Annotated in this window: 14 protein-coding genes; 7 read left to right on the top strand and 7 right to left on the bottom strand. The window is 67.8% G+C overall.

Going from position 1 to position 19,415, the window contains the following annotated elements:
• Window positions 1-176 precede the first annotated feature (176 nt).
• From OIK44_RS13975 to OIK44_RS13965, 3 genes are read left to right on the top strand one after another with little or no spacing between them, the layout of a single operon-like run.
• On the top strand, window positions 177-437 hold the full coding sequence (locus OIK44_RS13975; protein ID WP_273671415.1) for a hypothetical protein: 261 nt from the start codon (window positions 177-179) through the stop codon (window positions 435-437).
• Window positions 434-1,501, top strand: a complete 1,068-nt coding sequence (gene dapA, locus OIK44_RS13970; RefSeq protein ID WP_273671413.1) for a 4-hydroxy-tetrahydrodipicolinate synthase — start codon at window positions 434-436, stop codon at window positions 1,499-1,501. The genes OIK44_RS13975 and dapA overlap by 4 nt, the downstream gene beginning before the upstream one ends.
• A complete protein-coding gene (locus OIK44_RS13965) occupies window positions 1,482-1,988 on the top strand; it encodes a nucleotide-binding protein (RefSeq protein WP_273671412.1) in 507 nt (168 codons plus the stop codon). Before dapA ends, OIK44_RS13965 begins: the two co-directional genes overlap by 20 nt.
• Before the next feature lie 72 nt (window positions 1,989-2,060).
• On the opposite strand, the gene OIK44_RS13960 is transcribed toward OIK44_RS13965, so the two are convergent.
• The 7 genes from OIK44_RS13960 to kdpF form a co-directional block, all read right to left on the bottom strand.
• Window positions 2,061-2,807 carry a TorF family putative porin gene (locus tag OIK44_RS13960; protein ID WP_273671411.1) on the bottom strand — a complete coding sequence of 249 codons (747 nt, stop codon included), beginning with the start codon at window positions 2,805-2,807 and terminating at the stop codon, window positions 2,061-2,063.
• A 146-nt stretch (window positions 2,808-2,953) separates the two neighbouring features.
• Window positions 2,954-3,652, bottom strand: coding sequence for a two-component system response regulator KdpE (gene kdpE / locus OIK44_RS13955; protein WP_273671410.1), 699 nt, complete (start codon window positions 3,650-3,652; stop codon window positions 2,954-2,956).
• Complete coding sequence (kdpD, locus tag OIK44_RS13950) at window positions 3,649-6,387, bottom strand: two-component system sensor histidine kinase KdpD (protein WP_273671409.1); 2,739 nt, start codon at window positions 6,385-6,387, stop codon at window positions 3,649-3,651. The genes kdpE and kdpD overlap by 4 nt, the downstream gene beginning before the upstream one ends.
• A gap of 79 nt (window positions 6,388-6,466) precedes the next feature.
• A complete protein-coding gene (kdpC, locus tag OIK44_RS13945) occupies window positions 6,467-7,042 on the bottom strand; it encodes a potassium-transporting ATPase subunit KdpC (protein WP_273671408.1) in 576 nt (191 codons plus the stop codon).
• 10 nt (window positions 7,043-7,052) lie between these two features.
• Window positions 7,053-9,119, bottom strand: coding sequence for a potassium-transporting ATPase subunit KdpB (gene kdpB, locus OIK44_RS13940; protein WP_273671406.1), 2,067 nt, complete (start codon window positions 9,117-9,119; stop codon window positions 7,053-7,055).
• A gap of 10 nt (window positions 9,120-9,129) precedes the next feature.
• Window positions 9,130-10,935 (bottom strand): potassium-transporting ATPase subunit KdpA, encoded by a 1,806-nt coding sequence (gene kdpA / locus OIK44_RS13935; protein WP_273671405.1) that lies wholly within the window; start codon window positions 10,933-10,935, stop codon window positions 9,130-9,132.
• A complete protein-coding gene (gene kdpF / locus OIK44_RS13930; RefSeq protein ID WP_273671404.1) occupies window positions 10,935-11,024 on the bottom strand; it encodes a K(+)-transporting ATPase subunit F in 90 nt (29 codons plus the stop codon). The genes kdpA and kdpF overlap by 1 nt, the downstream gene beginning before the upstream one ends.
• A gap of 396 nt (window positions 11,025-11,420) precedes the next feature.
• On the opposite strand from kdpF, the gene OIK44_RS13925 reads away from it, so the two are divergent.
• From OIK44_RS13925 to parC, 4 genes are read left to right on the top strand one after another with little or no spacing between them, the layout of a single operon-like run.
• Complete coding sequence (locus OIK44_RS13925) at window positions 11,421-13,418, top strand: DNA topoisomerase IV subunit B (RefSeq protein WP_273671403.1); 1,998 nt, start codon at window positions 11,421-11,423, stop codon at window positions 13,416-13,418.
• A gap of 1 nt (window position 13,419) precedes the next feature.
• The gene (locus OIK44_RS13920; RefSeq protein WP_273671402.1) at window positions 13,420-15,129 is read left to right on the top strand and encodes a molecular chaperone HscC; all 1,710 of its coding nucleotides are present in this window, start codon (window positions 13,420-13,422) and stop codon (window positions 15,127-15,129) included.
• The gene (locus OIK44_RS13915; RefSeq protein WP_273671400.1) at window positions 15,126-16,901 is read left to right on the top strand and encodes a J domain-containing protein; all 1,776 of its coding nucleotides are present in this window, start codon (window positions 15,126-15,128) and stop codon (window positions 16,899-16,901) included. Before OIK44_RS13920 ends, OIK44_RS13915 begins: the two co-directional genes overlap by 4 nt.
• A 48-nt stretch (window positions 16,902-16,949) precedes the next feature.
• The gene (gene parC, locus OIK44_RS13910; RefSeq protein ID WP_273671399.1) at window positions 16,950-19,277 is read left to right on the top strand and encodes a DNA topoisomerase IV subunit A; all 2,328 of its coding nucleotides are present in this window, start codon (window positions 16,950-16,952) and stop codon (window positions 19,275-19,277) included.
• Window positions 19,278-19,415: the final 138 nt, after the last annotated feature.

Genomic DNA, 19,415 nt, shown 5'->3' with positions numbered 1-19,415 from the left:
GATTTTGTAACAAAAGCTGGGGACAGACCACGATTTCCGGGAAATCTTTCCCGGAAATCGTGGTCTGTCCCCAGCTTTTATACAGCCTGTTTACGCGCCGGCCCCGCCTTTTTAGAGAATCTTTATATGGGGACTGCTAACCTTTACAGCACCTCAACAACCGCTTCACAGCCCTTATGGAAACCTATTCACGCAGTCCGACTTTCCTGATGCATATCACGGTCGATACCGGCCGCCTCACCGAGCTGCGCCAACTGGTCGCGAAAACCTGCGGCGGCATGCTCTCTTTCATGCGCATCGAGCCGGTCGACCATGCCGAGCGGATGAAGGTGTGGCTGTGCGTGGCCGAGCCGGCGCTCCGCTTGACGATGGATGCGGTGATGCGCCTGCTGCCGGCCGCGGAGTTCGGCCGTATCCGCAAGGCGCAGCAATCATGAGCAACGCCAGCCACAACGCCTCCGCCGCGCCCGTCCCCTGCGACAACGCCATGTCGTCGAGCCGCATCACCGCCCATTTCCAGGGTATCTGGGTGCCGATGGTCACGCCCTTCCGCGACGGCGAGGTCGATTACGCCGCCGCCCGCGCGCTGGCGACGGCGCTGGCCGCCAGCGGCATCCACGGCCTCGTCGTCTGCGGCACCACCGGCGAGGCGGCCATGCTGAGCGAAGCCGAACAGACGATGCTGCTGGCCGAGGTGCTCGACGCCGTCGGCCCGCACTTCCCCGTCGTCATGGGCGTCGGCGGCAGCGACACGCGCGCCGTCGCCGCGCGCGCGCAGCGCTTCAACGACCATCCGCTGGCGGGCCTGCTCATTTCCGCGCCCGCCTATGTGCGCCCCTCGCAACTGGGCATCCTGCGCCATTTCCAGGCCATGTCGGCAGCGACCGACCATTCGATCATCCTCTACAACGTGCCGGCCCGCACCGGCATCAACATCGCGCCCGCCACCGTGGCGGAGCTGAGCCAGGACACGCGCTTCGTCGCCATCAAGGAGGCCGGCGGCGATATGCAGCAGCTCACCGAGCTGCTGCTGACGACGCGCCTCGATGTGCTCGGCGGCGACGACGCGCTATTGCTGGCCACGCTGTGCGCGGGCGGCCACGGCGCCATCTCGGCCGCCGCGCAGATCCGCCCCGACCTGTATGTGCAGTTGTTCGACCTGGTCAAGAGCGGCCAGTTGCACGCCGCGCAGCAGTTGTTCAAGGCGCTGCTGCCGATGATACGGCTGCTGTTCGCCGAGCCCAACCCCGGCCCGATCAAGGCCGCGCTGGCCATGCAGGGCAGGATACGCGACGAGCTGCGCCTGCCGATGACGCCGATGTCCGCCGCCGGCAAGGCCCGGCTGTCCGCCGCGCTGGAGCAGTTGATGGCGCTGCCGCAGTGGCCGGCGGCCGGCGCCTGCCCCACGGCCCGCGCCGGCCGCCAGGGCTGGCTGATGCAGCTGGTGTCGTCATCCTCCGTCATCCCGGCGGGACGCCACGATGATCATCACCGTAACTGACGCCAGCGGCGGCGCCGGCAAGTCCGTCCTGGCCGGCCGGCTGGCGGCGGCGCGCGCGCTGGCCGGGCGCAAGGTGCTGCTGCTCGACGCCGATCCGCGCCGCGGCGCGCTGGCGTGCTGCGCCGCCCGGCCCAGGCTGGTGGCGCGCGCCATCAGCGCGAAGGGGCTGCAGCCGGAGTTGGAGCACCTGGTCAACTGCTACCACGACATCGTCATCGACAGCGAGGGCCGCGATTCGATGGGCAGCCGCGCGGCCCTGATCGCTGCGCGCGTCGTCATCGTGCCCTTCGACGCGCAGCACGGCGACGCCGCCGCGCGGGAGCTGCTGGTGCGGCGCATCGGCAAGGCGCGCATGTTCAATCCCGGCCTGCGCGTGCTGCTGGTCTGCGAGCCGGCCGAGCGCGCGCGCGCCGACGTTTTCGCGGCGCAGATTCCGGCCGCCTCGGTGACCGATATAGAAGGGCTGTACGGCGCGGTGTTCCAGTAGGGGCGCCGCCCGCCGGCACGTCGAAACGGGGCGGGCGCCGCATGGCGCCCGCCCCGCTCCATTTCCAGTCCCTTAGAAGGTTTTGCTGAGCGTCAGCAGCAGCGCCGTCTTGCCCGTGAACTTGCCGTTCACCGGCGAGGCGTAGGCCTTCTTGTCGGCGTTGCTGCCGACCACGGCCAGCGCGCCCGTGAGCACGCCGAAGTCCTTGGTCACGCCAAGCTTCCAGTCGGTGTAGCTGGACACCGAAGCGTGCCTGACATTCTGGTGGCCGACGTGCAGGTTGCCAGTCCAGCCGTTCGTCAGGTCGATGTTGGCGCCGATGTCGAGGTAGCCGCTGTTTTTGCTGTCGACGGCGCCGAACAGGTTCGTCACCGCGTGCGAATACTTGATGTAGGCGGGGCCGTAGCCGAGCTGGCCGTAAAGTTCGAAGGTGTTGGCGTTTTTCAGGCCGACTTTATCGAGGTCGTTGCCGGCGTAGACATAGGCCAGCACGCCAAGGTCATACGCAAGGTCCTTGGCGAGCTCGCCGCGCTTGCCGCCGTACAGGTCGACTTCGACGTCGCCGCTGCCGCCCGCGTCCTTGGTCCATTTGATCGTCGACGCCCAGGCGCCGGCGTAGAAACCGCTGGGGTTGTTGACGTAGTCGACGCCGCCCTGCAGCGCCGGCTTCAGGCGGGTTTGCGAGATGCCGCGGAAGCGGTAGTCGGACACGCCGGCGACGTTGAACGTCACTTCGTTGTCGGGCTTTTTGTCTTCCGCGTGGACCAGGCCGCCGGCGAGGGCTGCCGCAATGGCGCTTGCAAGGATCAATTTTTTCATGGTGTTCTTCTGTGTAGTGAGTGGAATGGGCCTTTGCCGGAATGGCGCAGCTGGCCCGTCGCTGCAAATATTTGGGCAAGCCCCTCCCCCGGCGCGCGCACGCGCCTTTGCATATCGAGGGAAGCTCAGGCCGGGATGGCGCTAGTTCATAGCGGCAGCAGCAGGCGGTAGCCGACCGCCGTTTCGGTCAGCAGGTGGACCGGCTGGGTCGGGTCGTTCTCCAGCTTCTGGCGCAGGTGCCCCATGTAGATGCGCAGGTAGTGGCCGCTCTCGGAATGCGACGGCCCCCACACTTCGCGCAGCAGTTGCGGATTGGTGACGACGCGCCCGGCGTTCGTCACCAGCACCGCCAGCAGGCGAAATTCCGTCGGCGTCAGGTGCACCAGCTGGCCGCCGCGGGTGACCAGGCGCGCCCGCAGGTCGACCTTGACGTCGCCGAACTGCACGGCGCCGTCGGCGCCGGCGCCCGGCTGGCGCTGGCGCCGCAGGGTGGCGCGCACCCGCGCCAGCAGTTCGCCGACGCCGAAGGGCTTGCTCAGGTAGTCGTCGGCGCCGGCGTCGAGGGCGCGGATCTTGTCCTGCTCGTCGACGCGCGCCGACAGCACGATGATCGGCACGTTCGACCATTTGCGGATGTCGGCGATGAAGTCGATGCCGTCGCCGTCGGGCAGGCCGAGGTCGAGCACGATCAGGTCGGGGCGGCGGGTGCCGGCGTCGATCAGGCCGCGCTGCATGGTGGCCGACTCGAATATCTGCCAGCCCTCCTCTTCCAGCGCGGCGCGCACGAAGCGGCGGATTTGCGGCTCGTCTTCGACCAGCAGGGCCGTTGCGGGGGTGTCGTTCATATTGCTTGTCCGTTCAAGGGTGCTTCGATGTCGTCGAGTTCGGGCATCGCCGGCGGCGTGCCCAGCGGCAGCGTGAAGACGATGGCGGCGCCGTGCTGCGGCGACTGGCCGGCGCGGATCTTGCCGCCGTGCGCCTCGACGATGGCGCGGCAGATCGCCAGCCCCAGGCCGACGCCCGGCTTGGCCGACTCGCGTTCGCCGCGGGTGAATTTTTCAAACACGGCTTCCTCGCGGCCGGGCGGCAGGCCGGGGCCGTTGTCGTACACGGTCACTTGCAGGTACTGGCCGCTGAGCTCCGCCGCCGCCGTGATGGTGCTGCCGGCCGGCGTGTACTTGGCGGCGTTCTCCAGCAGGTTGCACAGCACGCGCTCGATCAGCACGGCGTCGAAGCGCACCAGCGGCAGCCCGGCCGCCAGGCGCGTGCGCACGGTGTGGGCCAGCAGCTGCGGGCGGCTGGCGCGCAGCGCGCTGCCGACCACCTCTTCCAGCGCCTGCCATTGCAGGTTCAGGCGCACCTGGCCGCTTTCGATGCGCGCCATGTCGAGCAGGTTGGCGACCAGGGCGCTCATGCGCAGCGTCTCGCCCTGCAGCGAACGGGCCATGTCGAGCTGCGGCGCCGACAGCGGCGGCTTCGACATGGCCAGCGACTCGGCCAGGCCCACCAGCGAGGTCAGCGGCGTGCGCAGGTCGTGCGACAGCGCCGCCAGCAGCGAGTTGCGCAGCCGCTCCGACTCCATCTGCACCAGCGCGCCCTGGGCGACGTCGATGTAATGCACGCGCTCGAGCGCGATGGCGGCCAGCGCGGCGAAGGTGTCGAGGTGCTGGCGCTGCTCCGGCACCAGCAGCCAGCGGCGGTTCTCGGGCAGCAGCGCCAGCAGGCCGCGCGTGCGCATCGGCGCGATCAGCGGCAGGTAGAACACGTTCGACGCCGGCAGCGTGTCGGTGCCGCTGCCGGCCGCCTCGGCGTGGTCGAAGGCCCACTGGGCGATGCCGGCGTCGATCTCCGGCGCGCCGCCGGCGGCGTCGGCGCCCGGCTGCGCCAGGTGCAGATGGCCGGCGTCGTCCGGCACCAGCAGCGTGGCGCGGGCCTGGAAGGCGCGCTGGATGTAGTTGCGGGTGATCTCGACGATCTGCTCGGTCTGCAGCACGCCGGACAGGTCGCGGGCGAATTCGTACAGCGCGCGGGCGCGCGCCTCGCGGTGCGAGGCCACCCGCGCCTGGAAGCGCAGGTCGGCCGTCAGGTGGCCGGTGATCAGGCCGACGGCCAGCATCACGCCGAAGGTGACCAGGTACTGGATGTCGCCGACGGCGAAGGAAAAGCGCGGCGGCACGAAGCCGAAGTCGAAGGCGGCCACGCCGACCAGGCTGGCCAGCGCCGCCGGGCCGCGCCCGAGGCGCACGGCCACCAGCACCACCGTCAGCAGGAACAGCATGGCGATGTTGGCCAGGTCCAGGTAGGCCAGCAGAGGCAGGCTGGCGGCCGCCGTCAGCAGGCTGGCGCCGGCCGCCAGCGCGTAGCGCCAGTGGCGCGCCGGGCGGCGCTCGGTGTCGGCGCCGTCCGGCTCGGCGCCGCGCGGCGCCGGCGCCGCGCGGCCGCCGGCCAGGCCGATCTGGATCAGGTCGGCGTCGGGCGCCAGTTGCGCGATGCGCCTGGCGGGCGCGGCGCGCCACGGCCAGCTCCGGTGGGCGCGCCCGAGGATCAGTTTCGAGATGTTGTTGGCGCGGGCGTAGTCGACGATAGCGGCGGCGATGTCATTGCCCGACAAAACGGCCGTGCGCGCGCCCAGGTCCTGGGCCAGCTTCAGGGTCTTCAGGATGCGCTCGCGCTGCGCCGCCGGCAGGTGCTGCAGTTGCGGCGTTTCGATGTAGACGGCGTGCCACTCGGCGTTGAGCTGGCTGGCCAGGCGCGCCGTGCTGCGCACCACATGCTCGCTGCCGGGGCGCGGGCCGACGCAGGCCAGCAGCGCCGCGCCCGTCTTCCAGATCGGGTTGATGGATTTTTCCACGCGGTAGGCTTGCACGTCGTCCTGCACGCGGTCGGCCGTGCGGCGCAGCGCCAGCTCGCGCAGGGCGATCAGGTTGCCCTTGCGGAAAAAATTCTGCGACGCCCGCTCGGCCTGCTGCGGCTGGTAGACCTTGCCCAGCTTCAGGCGCTTGAGCAGCTCGTCGGCGGGAATGTCGACCAGCACCACCTCGTCGGCGCGGTCGAACACGGTGTCGGGCAGGGTTTCGGCCACGCGCACGCCGGTGATGCCGCCGACGACGTCGTTGAGGCTCTCCAGGTGCTGCACATTGACCGTCGTGAACACGTCGATGCCCGCCTCCAGCAGCTCCTCGACGTCCTGCCAGCGTTTCGGGTGGCGCGAGCCGGGCGCGTTGGAGTGCGCCAGCTCGTCCATCAGGATCAGCGGCGGACGGCGCAGCAGCGCCTCGTCGAGGTCGAACTCGCTCAGCGTCTTGCCGCGGTGGGCGATGGCCTTGCGCGCCAGCAGCGGCAAGCCCTCGGCCAGCGCCAGCGTGTCGGCGCGGCCGTGGGTTTCCACCACGCCGACCAGCAGCGCCTGGCCGTCCGCCTGCAATTTGCGGGCGGCCGCCAGCATCGCGTAGGTCTTGCCCACGCCTGCGGAGGCGCCGAAATAGATGCGCAGCTTGCCGCGCGACGCTTTTTTTTCCTGCGCCTGCACTTGCGCCAGCAGGGCGTCGGGGTCGGGGCGTTGCTTGTCGTTCGGGGGCATGCTTGCCTTGTTGTCCGGGTGCGTTGAAAGCGGGCGTGGCGGCGCGGCTGGCCGCGCCGCTACGCCACTGGCTGACATCTTACTTGCGCGCGGCGTCGAGCGCCATGTTCAGCGCCAGCACGTTGACGCGCGGCTCGCCGAAAATGCCGAAATACGGCGTCTGCACGTGGCGCGCCAGCAGCGCGTCCACCTGCGCGGGCGCCATCGCGCGCGCCCGCGCCACGCGGCCGGCCTGGTAGCGCGCCGCCGCCACGCTGATCTCCGGGTCCAGGCCGCTGCCCGAGGCCGTCACCAGGTCGACCGGCACGGCCGCCATGTTGCCGGGGTCGGCCGCCCGCAGCGCCGCGAGGCGGCCCTTGACGGCGTCGAGCTGGGCCGGATTGCTCGGCCCCAGGTTCGAGCCGCCCGAGCCGGCGCCGTTGTTGGCCATCGGCGCGGTGGCCGACGGCCGGCCCCAGAAGTACCGCGGCGAGGTGAAGGACTGGCCGATCAGGCTGGAGCCGACGGCCCGGCCGCCGGCCTGGACGATGCTGCCGGCCGATTCGTCGGGGAAGGCGAGCTGGCCGACGCCGGCCACGGCGTAGGGATAGACGATGCCGCACACCAGGGTCAGCGAGGCGAACAGCACCAGGGCGGGGCGAAGGATGGAACTCATGAGGTGTCCTTTAGACTAAATTGAAAGCGGATAAAACCATGTCGATCAGCTTGATGCCGATGAACGGCAGGACGATGCCGCCGACGCCGTAGATCAGCAGGTTGCGGCGCAACAGCATGGCCGCGCCGATGGCCCGGTACTGCACGCCCTTCAGCGCCAGCGGGATCAGCACGACGATGATCAGCGCGTTGAAGATCACCGCCGACATGATGGCCGACGCCGGGCTGGCCAGATGCATCACGTCGAGCGCCTTCAACTGCGGATAGGTGCCGACGAAGGCGGCCGGAATGATCGCGAAGTACTTGGCGATGTCGTTGGCGATCGAGAACGTCGTCAGCGAGCCGCGCGTCATCAGCATCTGCTTGCCGATCTCGACGATCTCCAGCAGCTTGGTCGGGTTGGAGTCGAGGTCGACCATATTGCCGGCCTCCTTCGCCGCCTGGGTGCCGGAATTCATCGCCACGGCGACGTCGGCCTGGGCCAGCGCCGGCGCGTCGTTGGTGCCGTCGCCCGTCATCGCCACCAGCCGGCCTTCCGACTGGTAGCTGCGGATCAGCTTCAACTTGTCCTCCGGCGTCGCCTCGGCCAGGAAATCGTCGACGCCGGCCTCGGCGGCGATGGCGGCGGCCGTCAGCTTGTTGTCGCCGGTGATCATCACCGTCTTGATGCCCATCCGGCGCAGCTCGGCGAAACGCTCCTTGATGCCGCCCTTGACGATGTCCTTCAGCTCGACCGCGCCCATCACGCGGCCGTCGTCGACCACCACCAGCGGCGTGCTGCCGCAGCGGGCGATGTCGTCGACGGCGCGCGCCACCTCGTCGGGGTAAGGCCGGCCCAGCGCCTCGACATATTTGCGCACCGAATCGGCGGCGCCCTTGCGCACCTCGCGGCCGGCGACGTCCACGCCGCTCATCCGCGTCTGCGCCGTGAACGGCACGAAGGTCGCGTTCAAGGTCGCCATCTCGCGTTCGCGGATGTTGAAGCGCTGCTTGGCCAGCACGACGATGCTGCGGCCCTCCGGCGTCTCGTCGGCCAGCGAAGCCAGTTGCGCGGCGTCGGCCAGCTGCTGCTCGGTGACGCCGGGCGCGGCGACGAAGGCCGACGCCTGGCGGTTGCCCAGCGTGATCGTGCCGGTCTTGTCGAGCATCAGCACGTCGACGTCGCCGGCCGCCTCGACGGCGCGGCCCGAGGTGGCGATCACGTTCGCCTGCATCATGCGGCTCATGCCGGCCACGCCGATGGCCGACAGCAGGCCGCCTATGGTGGTCGGAATCAGGCACACCAGCAGCGCGATCAGCACCGTGATGGTGACCGGCGTGCCGGACTTGGCCGCCTCGACGGCGAACAGCGAATACGGCAGCAGCGTCACGGTGACGACCAGGAACACGATCGTCAGCGCCACCAGCAGGATCGTCAGGGCGATCTCGTTCGGCGTCTTCTGCCGCTTGGCGCCCTCGACCATCGCGATCATGCGGTCGATGAAAGCCTCGCCGGGATTCACCGAGACGCGCACCATCAGCCAATCCGACAGCACGCGGGTGCCGCCGGTGACGGCCGAGAAATCGCCGCCGGACTCGCGGATCACGGGCGCCGACTCGCCGGTGATGGCGCTCTCGTCGACCGAGGCGACGCCGCCGACCACCTCGCCGTCGGCGGGGATCACGTCGCCCGCCTCGACCAGCACCGTCATGCCCTTGCGCAGATCGGTGGCCGGCGTCGGCAGCCAGGTGGTGCCGTACTTCGGCGTCGTCATCTTCTTCGCCATCACGGTCTTCTTCAGCGCCCGCAGCGAAGCCGCCTGCGCCTTGCTGCGGCCCTCGGCCAGCGCCTCGGCGAAATTGGCGAACAGCACCGTGAACCACAACCACACCGTGGTCGCCAGGATGAAGCCCGGCGGGGCCTCGGCGGCGCCGTTCAGCGCCTGGATATACAACAGCGTCGTGATGATGCTGCCCACATAGACGACGAACATCACGGGGCTGCGCCACTGCGTGCGCGGATGGAGTTTCTTGAACGCGTCCAGAACGGCGGGGCCGATCAGGGCGGAATCGAAAAGCGTCAGGCTGGTGCGTGACATGTCTAGCCTCTTATTGTGTGAAAAGTTGCAGGTGTTCGATGAGCGGGCCGAGCGCCAGCGCCGGCACGTAGTTCAGCACGCCGACCAGGACCACGATCCCGACCAGCAGCGCGATGAACATCGGGCCGTGGGTCGGCATGGTGCCGGCGTTCGCCTGCAGGCGCTGCTTGGCGGCCAGCGAACCGGCCACGGCCAGCACCGGCACGATCACGCCGAAGCGGCCGAACCACATCGCGATGGCCAGCATCACGTTGTAGAAAGGCGTGTTGGCGGACAGGCCGGCGAAGGCGCTGCCGTTGTTGTTGGCGGCCGAGGTGAAGGCATACAGCACCTCCGAGAAGCCGTGCGCGCCGGGGTTGAGGACGCCGGCCTTGCCGGGATCGACCATGACGGCGATGGCGGTGCCGGTCAGCACCAGGGCCGGCGTCACCAGGATGGCCAGCGAGGTCATCTTCATCTCATAGGCCTGGATCTTCTTGCCCAGGTACTCGGGAGTGCGGCCTATCATCAGGCCGGCGATGAACACCGCCAGGATCGCGAACATCAGCATGCCGTACAAGCCGGTGCCGACGCCGCCGAAAATCACCTCGCCGAACTGCATCAGCAGCAGCGGCACCATGCCGCCCAGGGGCATATACGAATCGTGCATCGAATTCACGGCGCCGCAGGAAGCCGCCGTCGTGACGGCCGCGAACAGGGTCGAGCCGCTGATGCCGAAGCGCGTCTCCTTGCCCTCCATATTGCCGCCGGCCTGCAGCGCGCTGGCGCCCTGGTCGACGCCGAGCGCCTGCAAGGCCGGATGCGCGGCCTGCTCGGCGCCCATCACCGCCACCGTCAGCGCGGCGAACAGCAGGGTCATCGCCGCGATCACGGCCCAGCCCTGGCGCATATCGCCGACCATGCGGCCGAAGGTGAAGCACAGCCCGGCCGGAATCAGGAAGATCGCCAGCACCTGCAGGAAATTCGACAGCGCGCTGGGACTCTCGAACGGATGCGCGGAGTTCGCATTGAAGAAGCCGCCGCCGTTCGTGCCGAGCAGCTTGATCGCCTCCTGCGACGCCACCGGCCCCATGGCGATGGTCTGCGTCTTCGCCACCAGGGCCTCCATCACCGGCTGGCCGGCCGCGTCGAGCACGGGCTGGCCGTCGGCGCCGGCCTTCGGCGCCGAATACGCGACCTGGTCCAACAGGGCCACCTCCTTATAGGCCGAGAAATTCTGGATCATGCCCTCGCTGTTGAAGGCCACGGCGAACACCAGCGACAGCGGCAGCAGCACATACAAGGTCGAGCGCGTCACATCGACCCAGAAATTGCCGATCGACTTGCTCGAACGCGCGGAAAAGCCCCGCACCAGCGCGAAAATGACGGCGATGCCGGTCGCGGCCGAGAAAAAATTCTGGCAAGCCATGCCCAGCATCTGCGTCAGATAACTCATCGTCTGCTCGCCGCCGTAGCCCTGCCAATTCGTATTGGCGACAAAACTGACCGCCGTATTGAACGAGGAATCGGGGCTGACGGCGCCCAGGCCCTGCGGATTCAGCGGCAGCACGCCCTGCAGGCGCTGCAGGCCATAAACAAAGACAGCGCCGAGCGCATTAAAGACGATCAGCGCGATCGCATACGTCTTCCAGCCCATCGCCTTATCGGCGGCAATGCCGGCCAGGCGGTACAGCGCGTCCTCGCACTTTTGCAGCCAGCCCAGGCCGCGGACGGGGGCCTCGCCGGCGACCTTCGCCATAAACAGGCCGAGCGGATAAGCCAGCGCCAGCAACACCGCCAGGAAAGCCAGCAACAACAAAACCGATTGCGTCGTCATCACAGCTCCTCCGCCTTCAACAGCGCCACCAGCAAATACACCAACAAGCCGGCCGCCACGACGGCGCCGAGCACATAAAACCCGTTCATTGCGGACCTCCCAATGTGTCGCAGGCGACGGCGAAGCCGCACACGACAAGGAAAAACACGGCAAGCAAGCCGAGATACACGATATCCATCACCATCCCCAGTCAGGTTTGTTTTGATAGCCGGAAGGTTATCGGGAAGCGTCTAAAAATGTCGTAAAGACTAGGGACGGGGGTGTAAACAAAACGTAAAAATGACAAAAATACCGGCCCCGCAGGCATAATTCTCATAAGCAACATTGGGGTCAGGTCTAGACATGGCGGTTTTGCGACGAAAAACCGCCATGTCTAGACCTGACCCCAATGTTGCAACGGCGTTTTCCGCCATTTCCGCCCGTTGAGGATAGAATGCGCAGGCGTCCGCATAAACCCAGAACCGCCTTTATTAGCTTGAACACGTATGGCCACTAAAAAACCTGCATCCGACTACAGCGAATCATCCATCCGCGTCCTCAAGGGCCTGGAACCCGTCAAGCAGCGCCCGGGGATGTATACCCGCACCGAGAATCCGCTGCATATCATTCAGGAGGTGATCGACAATGCCTCCGACGAGGCGCTCGGCGGCCATTGTTCGCATATCGCCGTGACGCAGAACGTCGACGGCAGTATCACCGTCGAGGATAACGGCCGCGGCATCCCGGTCGGCCTGCACCCCGAGGAAAACGTGCCGACGGTGGAGATCGTCTTCACCCGCCTGCACGCCGGCGGCAAGTTCGATAAGGGCTCCGGCGGCGCCTACGCCTTTTCCGGCGGCCTGCACGGCGTCGGCGTCTCCGTCACCAACGCGCTGTCGTCGCGCCTGGAGATCACCGTCTGGCGCAAGGAGGACAACGGCAACGGCTTGCACCATATGGTCTTCGCCGACGGCGAGGTGATCGAGCCCCTGAACTCGCGCCCCGCCCCCCGCGACGGCAAGAAGTCCGGCACGCGCGTGACGGCCTGGCCGAATCCGAAGTATTTCGACTCGCCGCAGATTTCCCAGACCGAGCTGCAGCGCCTGCTGCGCTCGAAGGCCGTGCTGCTGCCCGGCGTGACGGTGACGCTGAGCAACGCCAAGACGGGCGACACGCAGACCTGGTTGTACGCCGAGGGCTTGCGCGGCTATCTGACCGAGGCGCTGGCGCAAAGCAGCAACGGCGAGACGCTGATTCCCCTGTTCGAGGGCGCCCAGTACGCCGGCCCCGACGCCGAGGGCTTCGCCGAGGGCGAGGGCGCGGCCTGGGTGGTGGCCTGGACCGAGGAAGGCGCCATCGTGCGCGAGTCTTACGTCAACCTGATTCCCACCTCGAACGGCGGCACCCACGAGTCCGGCCTGCGCGAGGGCCTGTTCGGCGCCGTGAAGAATTTCGTCGAGATGCACTCGCTGCTGCCGAAGGGCGTCAAGCTGCTGCCCGAGGATGTCTTCGCGCGCGCCTCCTTCGTGCTGTCGGCGAAGGTGCTGGACCCGCAGTTCCAGGGCCAGATCAAGGAGCGCCTGAATTCGCGCGACGCGGTGCGCCTGGTGTCGACCTTCGCCAAGCCGCCGCTGGAGCTGTGGCTGAACCAGCACGTCGAGTACGGCAAGAAGCTGGCCGAGCTGGTCATCAAGCAGGCGCAGTCGCGCCAGCGCTCGCTGCAAAAGGTGGAGAAGAAAAAATCCTCCGGCGTCGCCGTCCTGCCGGGCAAGCTGACCGACTGCGAGTCCTCGGACATCGGCCGCAACGAGCTGTTCCTGGTCGAGGGCGACTCGGCCGGCGGTTCCGCCAAGATGGGCCGCGACAAGGAGTTCCAGGCCATCCTGCCGCTGCGCGGCAAGGTGCTGAACTCCTGGGAGACGGACCGCGACCGCCTGTTCGCCAACAATGAGATCCACGACATCGCCGTGGCCATCGGCGTCGACCCGCACAGCCACGGCGATACGCCCGACCTGTCCGGCCTGCGCTACGGCAAAATCTGCATCCTCTCCGACGCGGACGTGGACGGCTCGCACATCCAGGTGCTGCTGCTGACGCTGTTCTTCAAGCATTTCCCGCAGTTGATCGCCAAGGGCCACATCTGCATCGCCCGCCCGCCCTTGTACCGCGTCGACGCGCCGGCGCGCGGCAAGAAGCCGATCCAGAAGATTTACGCGCTCGACGACGGCGAGCTGGTCGCCATCGAGGACAAGCTGCGCAAGGACGGCGTCAAGCAGGGCGCCTGGGCGATTTCCCGCTTCAAGGGCCTGGGCGAGATGAACGCCGAGCAGTTGTGGGAAACCACCATGAACCCGGACACGCGCCGCCTGCTGCCGGTGGCGCTGGGCGAGGTCGACCACCCGGCCTCGGCCGCGCGCTTCAATATGTTGATGGGCAAGGGCGAGGCGGCCGGCCGCCGCGCCTGGATCGAGGAGCACGGCAACGAGGCGGAGGCGGATATCTAATATGATCATCGGCATCGACCTCGGCACCACCAACAGCCTGGCCGCGTTCTGGCGCGACGGCCGCGCGCAGATCATCCCGAACGCGCTCGGCGAGCGCCTGACGCCGTCCTGCGTCGGCCTCGACGACGACGGCAGCGTGCTGGTCGGCAGGGCCGCGCGCGAGCGCCTGCAGACCCACCCGCAGTTGACGGCGGCCGTCTTCAAGCGCTATATGGGCAGCGCCAAGAGCGTCAGCCTCGGCGGCAGGCAGTTCCGCCCCGAGGAGCTGTCGTCGATGCTGCTGCGGGCGCTGAAGGAGGACGCCGAAGCCTGGCTCGGCGAGCCCGTCGACGAGGCCATCATCACCGTGCCGGCCTACTTCAGCGACGCCCAGCGCAAGGCCACCCGCATCGCCGGCCAGCTGGCCGGCCTGAAGGTCGAGCGCCTGCTCAACGAGCCGACGGCGGCGGCGCTGGCCTACGGCATCCAGGACGCCGGCCAGGAATCCAAATTCCTCGTCTTCGACCTGGGCGGCGGCACCTTCGACGTCTCCATCCTCGAACTGTTCGAGGGCGTGATGGAGGTGCGCGCCTCGGCCGGCGACAACTTCCTCGGCGGCGAAGACTTCGTCACGGCGCTGCACGACGCCTTCCTCGAACGCAGCGGCCTGAAAAAGGCCATCGGCGGCGACGCGCTCGACGCGCGCCAGCAGCAACGCCTGCGCGACGAGGCCGAGCGCGCCAAGCGGGCGCTGTCGGAGCAGCCGACGGCGCGCATGACGATGCGCTACCAGGAGCAGGACTACAGCTGGGAGGTCGACGAGGACACGCTGGCGAAACTGTGCGAAACGCTCATGGCGCGCCTGCGCGCGCCGGTCGAGAGCGCGCTGCGCGACGCCACCATCCGCGCCTCCGAGCTGAACAACGTGGTGCTGGCCGGCGGCGCCACCCGCATGCCCATCGTGCGCAAGCTGGTTTCGCGCATGTTCGGCCGCTTCCCGGACATCCACCTCGACCCGGACGAGGCCATCGCGCTTGGCGCGGCCGTGCAGGCCGGCCTGAAGATGCGCGATGCCGCGCTCGACGAGGTGGTGATGACCGACGTCGCGCCCTACTCGCTCGGCATCGCCATCTCGCGGCAGATCGGGCCGAAGCAGTTCGACGCCGGCCACTACCTGCCCATCATCGAGCGCAACTCGACGGTGCCGGTGTCGCGCAGCGAATCCATCGTGACGATATCCGACTTCCAGAAGGAACTGGTGGTGGCGATCTATCAGGGCGAATCGCGCCTGGTGGCCGACAACGTCTTCCTTGGCAAGATCCATTTCCCGGTGCCGCCGAAAAAGGCCGGCGAAGTCGCCGTCGACATCCGCTTCACCTACGACATCAGCGGCGTGCTGGAGGCCGAGGCCACGGTGCGGGAAACCCAGGAGCGCCACAAGGTCGTCATCACCGAGAACGCCGGCGTGATGGCGCCGGAGGACATCGAAAAACGCTTCGCCGAACTGGCCGAGCTGAAGATACACCCGCGCGACAAGATGGAAAACCGCACGCTGATCGCCCGCGCCGACCGTCTTTACGAGCAGTCGCTGGGCGACGTGCGCCAGTTCCTGGCGCACCACACGGCGCGCTTCCAGGCGGCGCTGGAAACCCAGGACGCGGCCACGGTGCGCGAAGCCCGCGGCACGCTGGCGCAGGCGCTTGAGCAGGTTGAAAATGAAAGCTTCCTGTGATGCCTAGCGCCGTCAGCGTCTGGGACATCCTGGGCATCGCCGCGACCGGCGACGAGCGCAGCATCAAGCGCGCCTACGCGGCGCTGCTGAAATCGAACCGGCCGGACGACGACGCGGCCGCCTTCCAGCAACTGCGCGACGCCTACGAACATGCCCTGCGCATGGCGGCGCAGTGGCGCGCCGTGGAAGAGGATGCGGATGCGGCGCCGCCGCAGGCCGAGGCCGAGGCCGAAATCGAGGCCAAGGCCGAAGCCGAAACCGCGCCCGCCGGCGCGCCCCCGCTGTCGCTGACAAAAGCGCCGGCCGCCGGGCCGGCGCCGCGGCCGCAGGCGCGCCGCCAGCAAGCGGAGGCGGCGGCGATCGACCTGCAACTGCCCGACGCGGCCGGCGAGGCGCAAGCCATCTGGCAATCGTTCATCGGGACCGCCCATGTCAGTCCGCGCCTGAAACTACATGCCATCGACAGCAGCGACGCCATGCTCAACTTCATGGTGCGTGAAGCGTTCGAGCGCCAGGCCCTGCAATACTGCGCCACCGCCGCGTGCCCAGAGACGCTGCGCGAAGCCTTCGTCCTGCATTTCGGCTGGCAGAACAATTTCGCACACCTGCTCAAGCTTGACCCGCAGGCGGCCCGCAGCGCCATCGACCGCCACCGCGCCAAGCAATCGCTGCAGTATCTGCAGCAGCAGGCCGGGCGCAGCGAGGCCATGCATGTGCTGGCCTCGGGAATACGGCCGAAGCTCGGCCGCTATACGCCGGACGCCACTTTCACGAACACCATGCGGCGCCTCATCCCGGCGATCCGCTGGCAGCACCCCGAAGTGCTGCAATACGAAGTCGACGCCGAGGTGCTGGACTTGTGGGAAGAGAAGGTGCAGGCGAAGCGCTATTTCATCCAGTCCGCCGTGTTCTCCCTGCTGGCCGGCCTGCTGCTGCAGTTCCTGATCCGCCTCTGCGCGGATGACACGGGATGGCGCGACTTCGGCCTCACCCAGGCCCTGTCCTTCGGGCTGGGCGCGCTGTACAGCTTCAAGCCGCCAACCCGCCTGTTTGCGGCGCTGCGGCGCTTCAAGGAGTCGCGCCTCGACATGCTGCTGCAGGTGCGCCGCTTCGAGCCGGCCTGGCAGCATGGCTGGCTGGCGCCATTTTTGCTGTTGTCGCTGCTGATGTTCATCGCCGAACCGGGACCGTTGACGCGCGCCGCCGTGTCGCTGGGCCTGATCGGCTGCATGCTGGCGGCGCTGTTCGCCGGCACCGTCATGCTGGGGCGGTGGCACTGGTTTATCGTCACCCTCTTCGCGCTGCTGCTCGGCTACGCCATGCCCGCCAGCGGCTTCGGCGCATTCGGCCTGAGCGCCAGCCTGCCCGCCAGCGTCTGCATCGCCATGCTGGCGGTGCGCGGCGGAGAACAGTTGTGCGCGACGCTGGCGCTGCCGCCCGCCATGCTGACGAAGCTGCGCGGCGGCTGGCTGGCCGGCGGCGTGCTGCTGTACCTCTGCCGGCAGGGCGACGTCGTGCCGGGCGCGGCGCTGGCGCCGCTGCTCTGGCTGTGGTGCTTCGCCGGCCTGCTCCTGTCGCGCTTTGTCTTTTCCGCCATCGTCATCTGGCCCGGCATGGTCGCCTTGTCCATCTTTACCGACCTCAGCGGAGAGAAACTGAACCAGTTGCGCGATCCGCATTTGCCGCTGCTGATTCCGGCCCTGCTAACGGTCGCATTTTTCATGCTGATCAATATGTATCACGGCGACAGTAAAGAGCTACATTTTTCCTAACCATTTTTGTCTCGCGCCTTGCGGCGCACCCAATTTGAAACAGGCACCATGTCCACACAATCCAACTTATTCGACGATCCACAACCCGAGCCGGTGGTCCTGGCCGACGGCGAAACGCTGACCCTATCCACCTTCGCCGAGCGGGCCTACCTCGACTACGCGATTTCCGTCGTCAAGGGCCGCGCCCTGCCCGACGTCTGCGACGGCCAGAAGCCGGTGCAGCGCCGCATCCTGTACGCGATGAACGAGCTGGGCCTCAATTCCACGGCCAAGCCGCGCAAGTCGGCGGCCGTGGTCGGCGACGTGCTCGGCAAGCTGCACCCGCACGGCGACCAGTCGGTCTACGACGCGCTGGTGCGCATGGCCCAGGACTTCTCGCTGCGCTATCCGCTGATCGACGGCCAGGGCAACTTCGGCTCGCGCGACGGCGACGGCGCCGCGGCGATGCGCTACACCGAGGCGCGCCTGACGCCGATCGCCCGCCTGCTGATGGACGAGATCAACATGGGCACGGTCGACTTCCAGCCGAACTACGACGGCTCCACCGAGGAGCCGCGCCTGCTGCCGGCGCGCCTGCCGGTGGTGCTGCTGAACGGCGCCTCCGGCATCGCCGTCGGCCTGGCCACCGAGATCCCCTCGCACAACCTGAGCGAGGTGGCGCAGGCCGCCGTCGCGCTGATCCGCAACCCGAAGCTGACGCACGCCGAGCTGATGGCCATCATCCCCGGCCCGGACTTCCCCGGCGGCGGCCAGATCATCACGCCGCCGGCACAGATCCAGGACATGTACGCCGGCGGCCGCGGCAGCATGAAGGTACGGGCCCGCTGGAAGATCGAGGAACTGGCGCGCGGCCAGTGGCAGGCCGTCGTCACCGAACTGCCGCCCGGCACCTCGTCGCAGAAGGTGCTGGAGGAGATCGAGGAGCTGACCAATCCGAAGATCAAGCTGGGCAAGAAGACCCTGTCGCCGGAGCAGATCACGCTGAAGGCGCTGATCCTCAACTCGCTCGACACGATACGCGACGAATCCGGCCGCGCCGCGCCGGTGCGCCTGGTGTTCGAGCCGAAGTCGAAGAACCAGGACCAGACCGAATTCATGCTGATGCTGCTGGCGCACACCTCGCTGGAATCGTCGACCTCGATCAATCTGGTGATGATAGGCGGCGACGGCCGGCCGCGCCAGAAGGGCCTGGGCGACATCCTGCGCGAGTGGATCGAGTTCCGCTTCGAGACGGTGACCCGGCGCAGCACCTTCAAGCTGGGCAAGGTCGACGACCGCATCCACATCCTTGAGGGGCGCGAGGCGATCCTGCTCAACATCGACAAGGTGATCCAGATCATCCGCAATGCGGACGAGCCGAAGCCGGCGCTGATCGAAGCCTTCAATCTGTCGGAGCGCCAGGCCGAGGACATCCTGGAAATCCGCCTGCGCCAGCTGGCGCGGCTGGAAACCATCAAGATCCAGCAGGAGCTGGCCGAGCTGCGCAAGGAGCGCCAGTCGCTGCAAGACCTGCTCGACAATCCGGCGTCGATGAAGCGCTGCATCATCAAGGAAATCGAGGCGGACGCCAAGCAGTTCGGCGACGCCCGCCGCACGCTGATCGAGGAGGCCCAGAAGGCCGTCGCCGAACAGAAGGTGGTCGACGAGCCGGTCACCGTGATCGTCTCCGACAAGGGCTGGATACGGGCGCGCACCGGCATCGGCCACGACCCGGCGCAATTCACCTTCAAGGCGGGCGACTCGCTGCACGGCGCCTTCGAGTGCCGCACCGTCGACACCCTGCTCGGCTTCGGCTCGAACGGCAAGGTCTACTCGGTGCCGGTGGCGGCCCTGCCGAACGCCCGCGGCGACGGCGTGCCGATCACCACGCTGGTCGACCTGTCCGGCGGCGCGCGCATCCTGCATTACTTCGCCGGCAACGCTGCCACCTTGCTGATGCTGGCGTCCAGCGCCGGCTACGGCTTCATCGCCAAGGCCGGCGACATGGTCAGCCGCATCAAGGGCGGCAAGGCCTTCATCACCCTCGACGAGGGCGACCTGCCGCTGGCGCCGAAAGTGGTTGGCGAGAGCGCCAGCGCCATCGCCTGCGTGTCGGAGAACGCGCGCCTGCTGGTGTTCGGCCTCGACGAGATGAAAACCCTGAGCAACGGCGGCCGCGGCGTCACGCTGATGGAGCTGGACGCCAAGGAAAAACTGCTGGCCGTGCAGCCGATCAGCCAGAAGGGCGTGCTGGTGTCGGGCATAGGCCGGGCCGCCAAGCCGCAGGAAGCGCGCCTGTCGGCGTCCGGCCTGGCGATCCACTTCGGCAAGCGCGCGCGCAAGGGCAAGGCGCTGGAGACGAAGCTGAAACCGCTGACGCTGACGGCCCTGGGCTGAGGCGGGCGGCCATCGCCGCCATGAAAAAAGACAGCGCCGCTGTCTTTTTTTTCGCCCGAACACAATGCATGCAATATTTGATAACATTGAACATCCATTCACGTATCCGTTTGCTGATCACCTAATTTCGGGGGTAAT

It is taken from the genome of Janthinobacterium fluminis (assembly GCF_028595325.1).
GTDB classification, from domain to species: Bacteria; Pseudomonadota; Gammaproteobacteria; order Burkholderiales; family Burkholderiaceae_D; genus Janthinobacterium; species Janthinobacterium fluminis.
This window is presented reverse-complemented; position numbering and strand designations above follow the sequence as displayed.

Excerpts from the sequence above, each read along its gene's own strand:
- OIK44_RS13920 (WP_273671402.1), top strand. The coding sequence starts at position 13,420 with ATGATCATCGGCATCGACCTCGGCACCACCAACAGCCTGGCCGCGTTC.
- kdpD (WP_273671409.1), bottom strand. The coding sequence starts at position 6,387 with ATGCCCCCGAACGACAAGCAACGCCCCGACCCCGACGCCCTGCTGGCG.
- kdpC (WP_273671408.1), bottom strand. The coding sequence starts at position 7,042 with ATGAGTTCCATCCTTCGCCCCGCCCTGGTGCTGTTCGCCTCGCTGACC.
- kdpE (WP_273671410.1), bottom strand. The coding sequence starts at position 3,652 with ATGAACGACACCCCCGCAACGGCCCTGCTGGTCGAAGACGAGCCGCAA.
- OIK44_RS13965 (WP_273671412.1), top strand. The coding sequence starts at position 1,482 with ATGATCATCACCGTAACTGACGCCAGCGGCGGCGCCGGCAAGTCCGTC.
- dapA (WP_273671413.1), top strand. The coding sequence starts at position 434 with ATGAGCAACGCCAGCCACAACGCCTCCGCCGCGCCCGTCCCCTGCGAC.
- OIK44_RS13960 (WP_273671411.1), bottom strand. The coding sequence starts at position 2,807 with ATGAAAAAATTGATCCTTGCAAGCGCCATTGCGGCAGCCCTCGCCGGC.
- kdpF (WP_273671404.1), bottom strand. The coding sequence starts at position 11,024 with ATGAACGGGTTTTATGTGCTCGGCGCCGTCGTGGCGGCCGGCTTGTTG.
- OIK44_RS13975 (WP_273671415.1), top strand. The coding sequence starts at position 177 with ATGGAAACCTATTCACGCAGTCCGACTTTCCTGATGCATATCACGGTC.
- kdpB (WP_273671406.1), bottom strand. The coding sequence starts at position 9,119 with ATGTCACGCACCAGCCTGACGCTTTTCGATTCCGCCCTGATCGGCCCC.
- parC (WP_273671399.1), top strand. The coding sequence starts at position 16,950 with ATGTCCACACAATCCAACTTATTCGACGATCCACAACCCGAGCCGGTG.
- kdpA (WP_273671405.1), bottom strand. The coding sequence starts at position 10,935 with ATGACGACGCAATCGGTTTTGTTGTTGCTGGCTTTCCTGGCGGTGTTG.
- OIK44_RS13925 (WP_273671403.1), top strand. The coding sequence starts at position 11,421 with ATGGCCACTAAAAAACCTGCATCCGACTACAGCGAATCATCCATCCGC.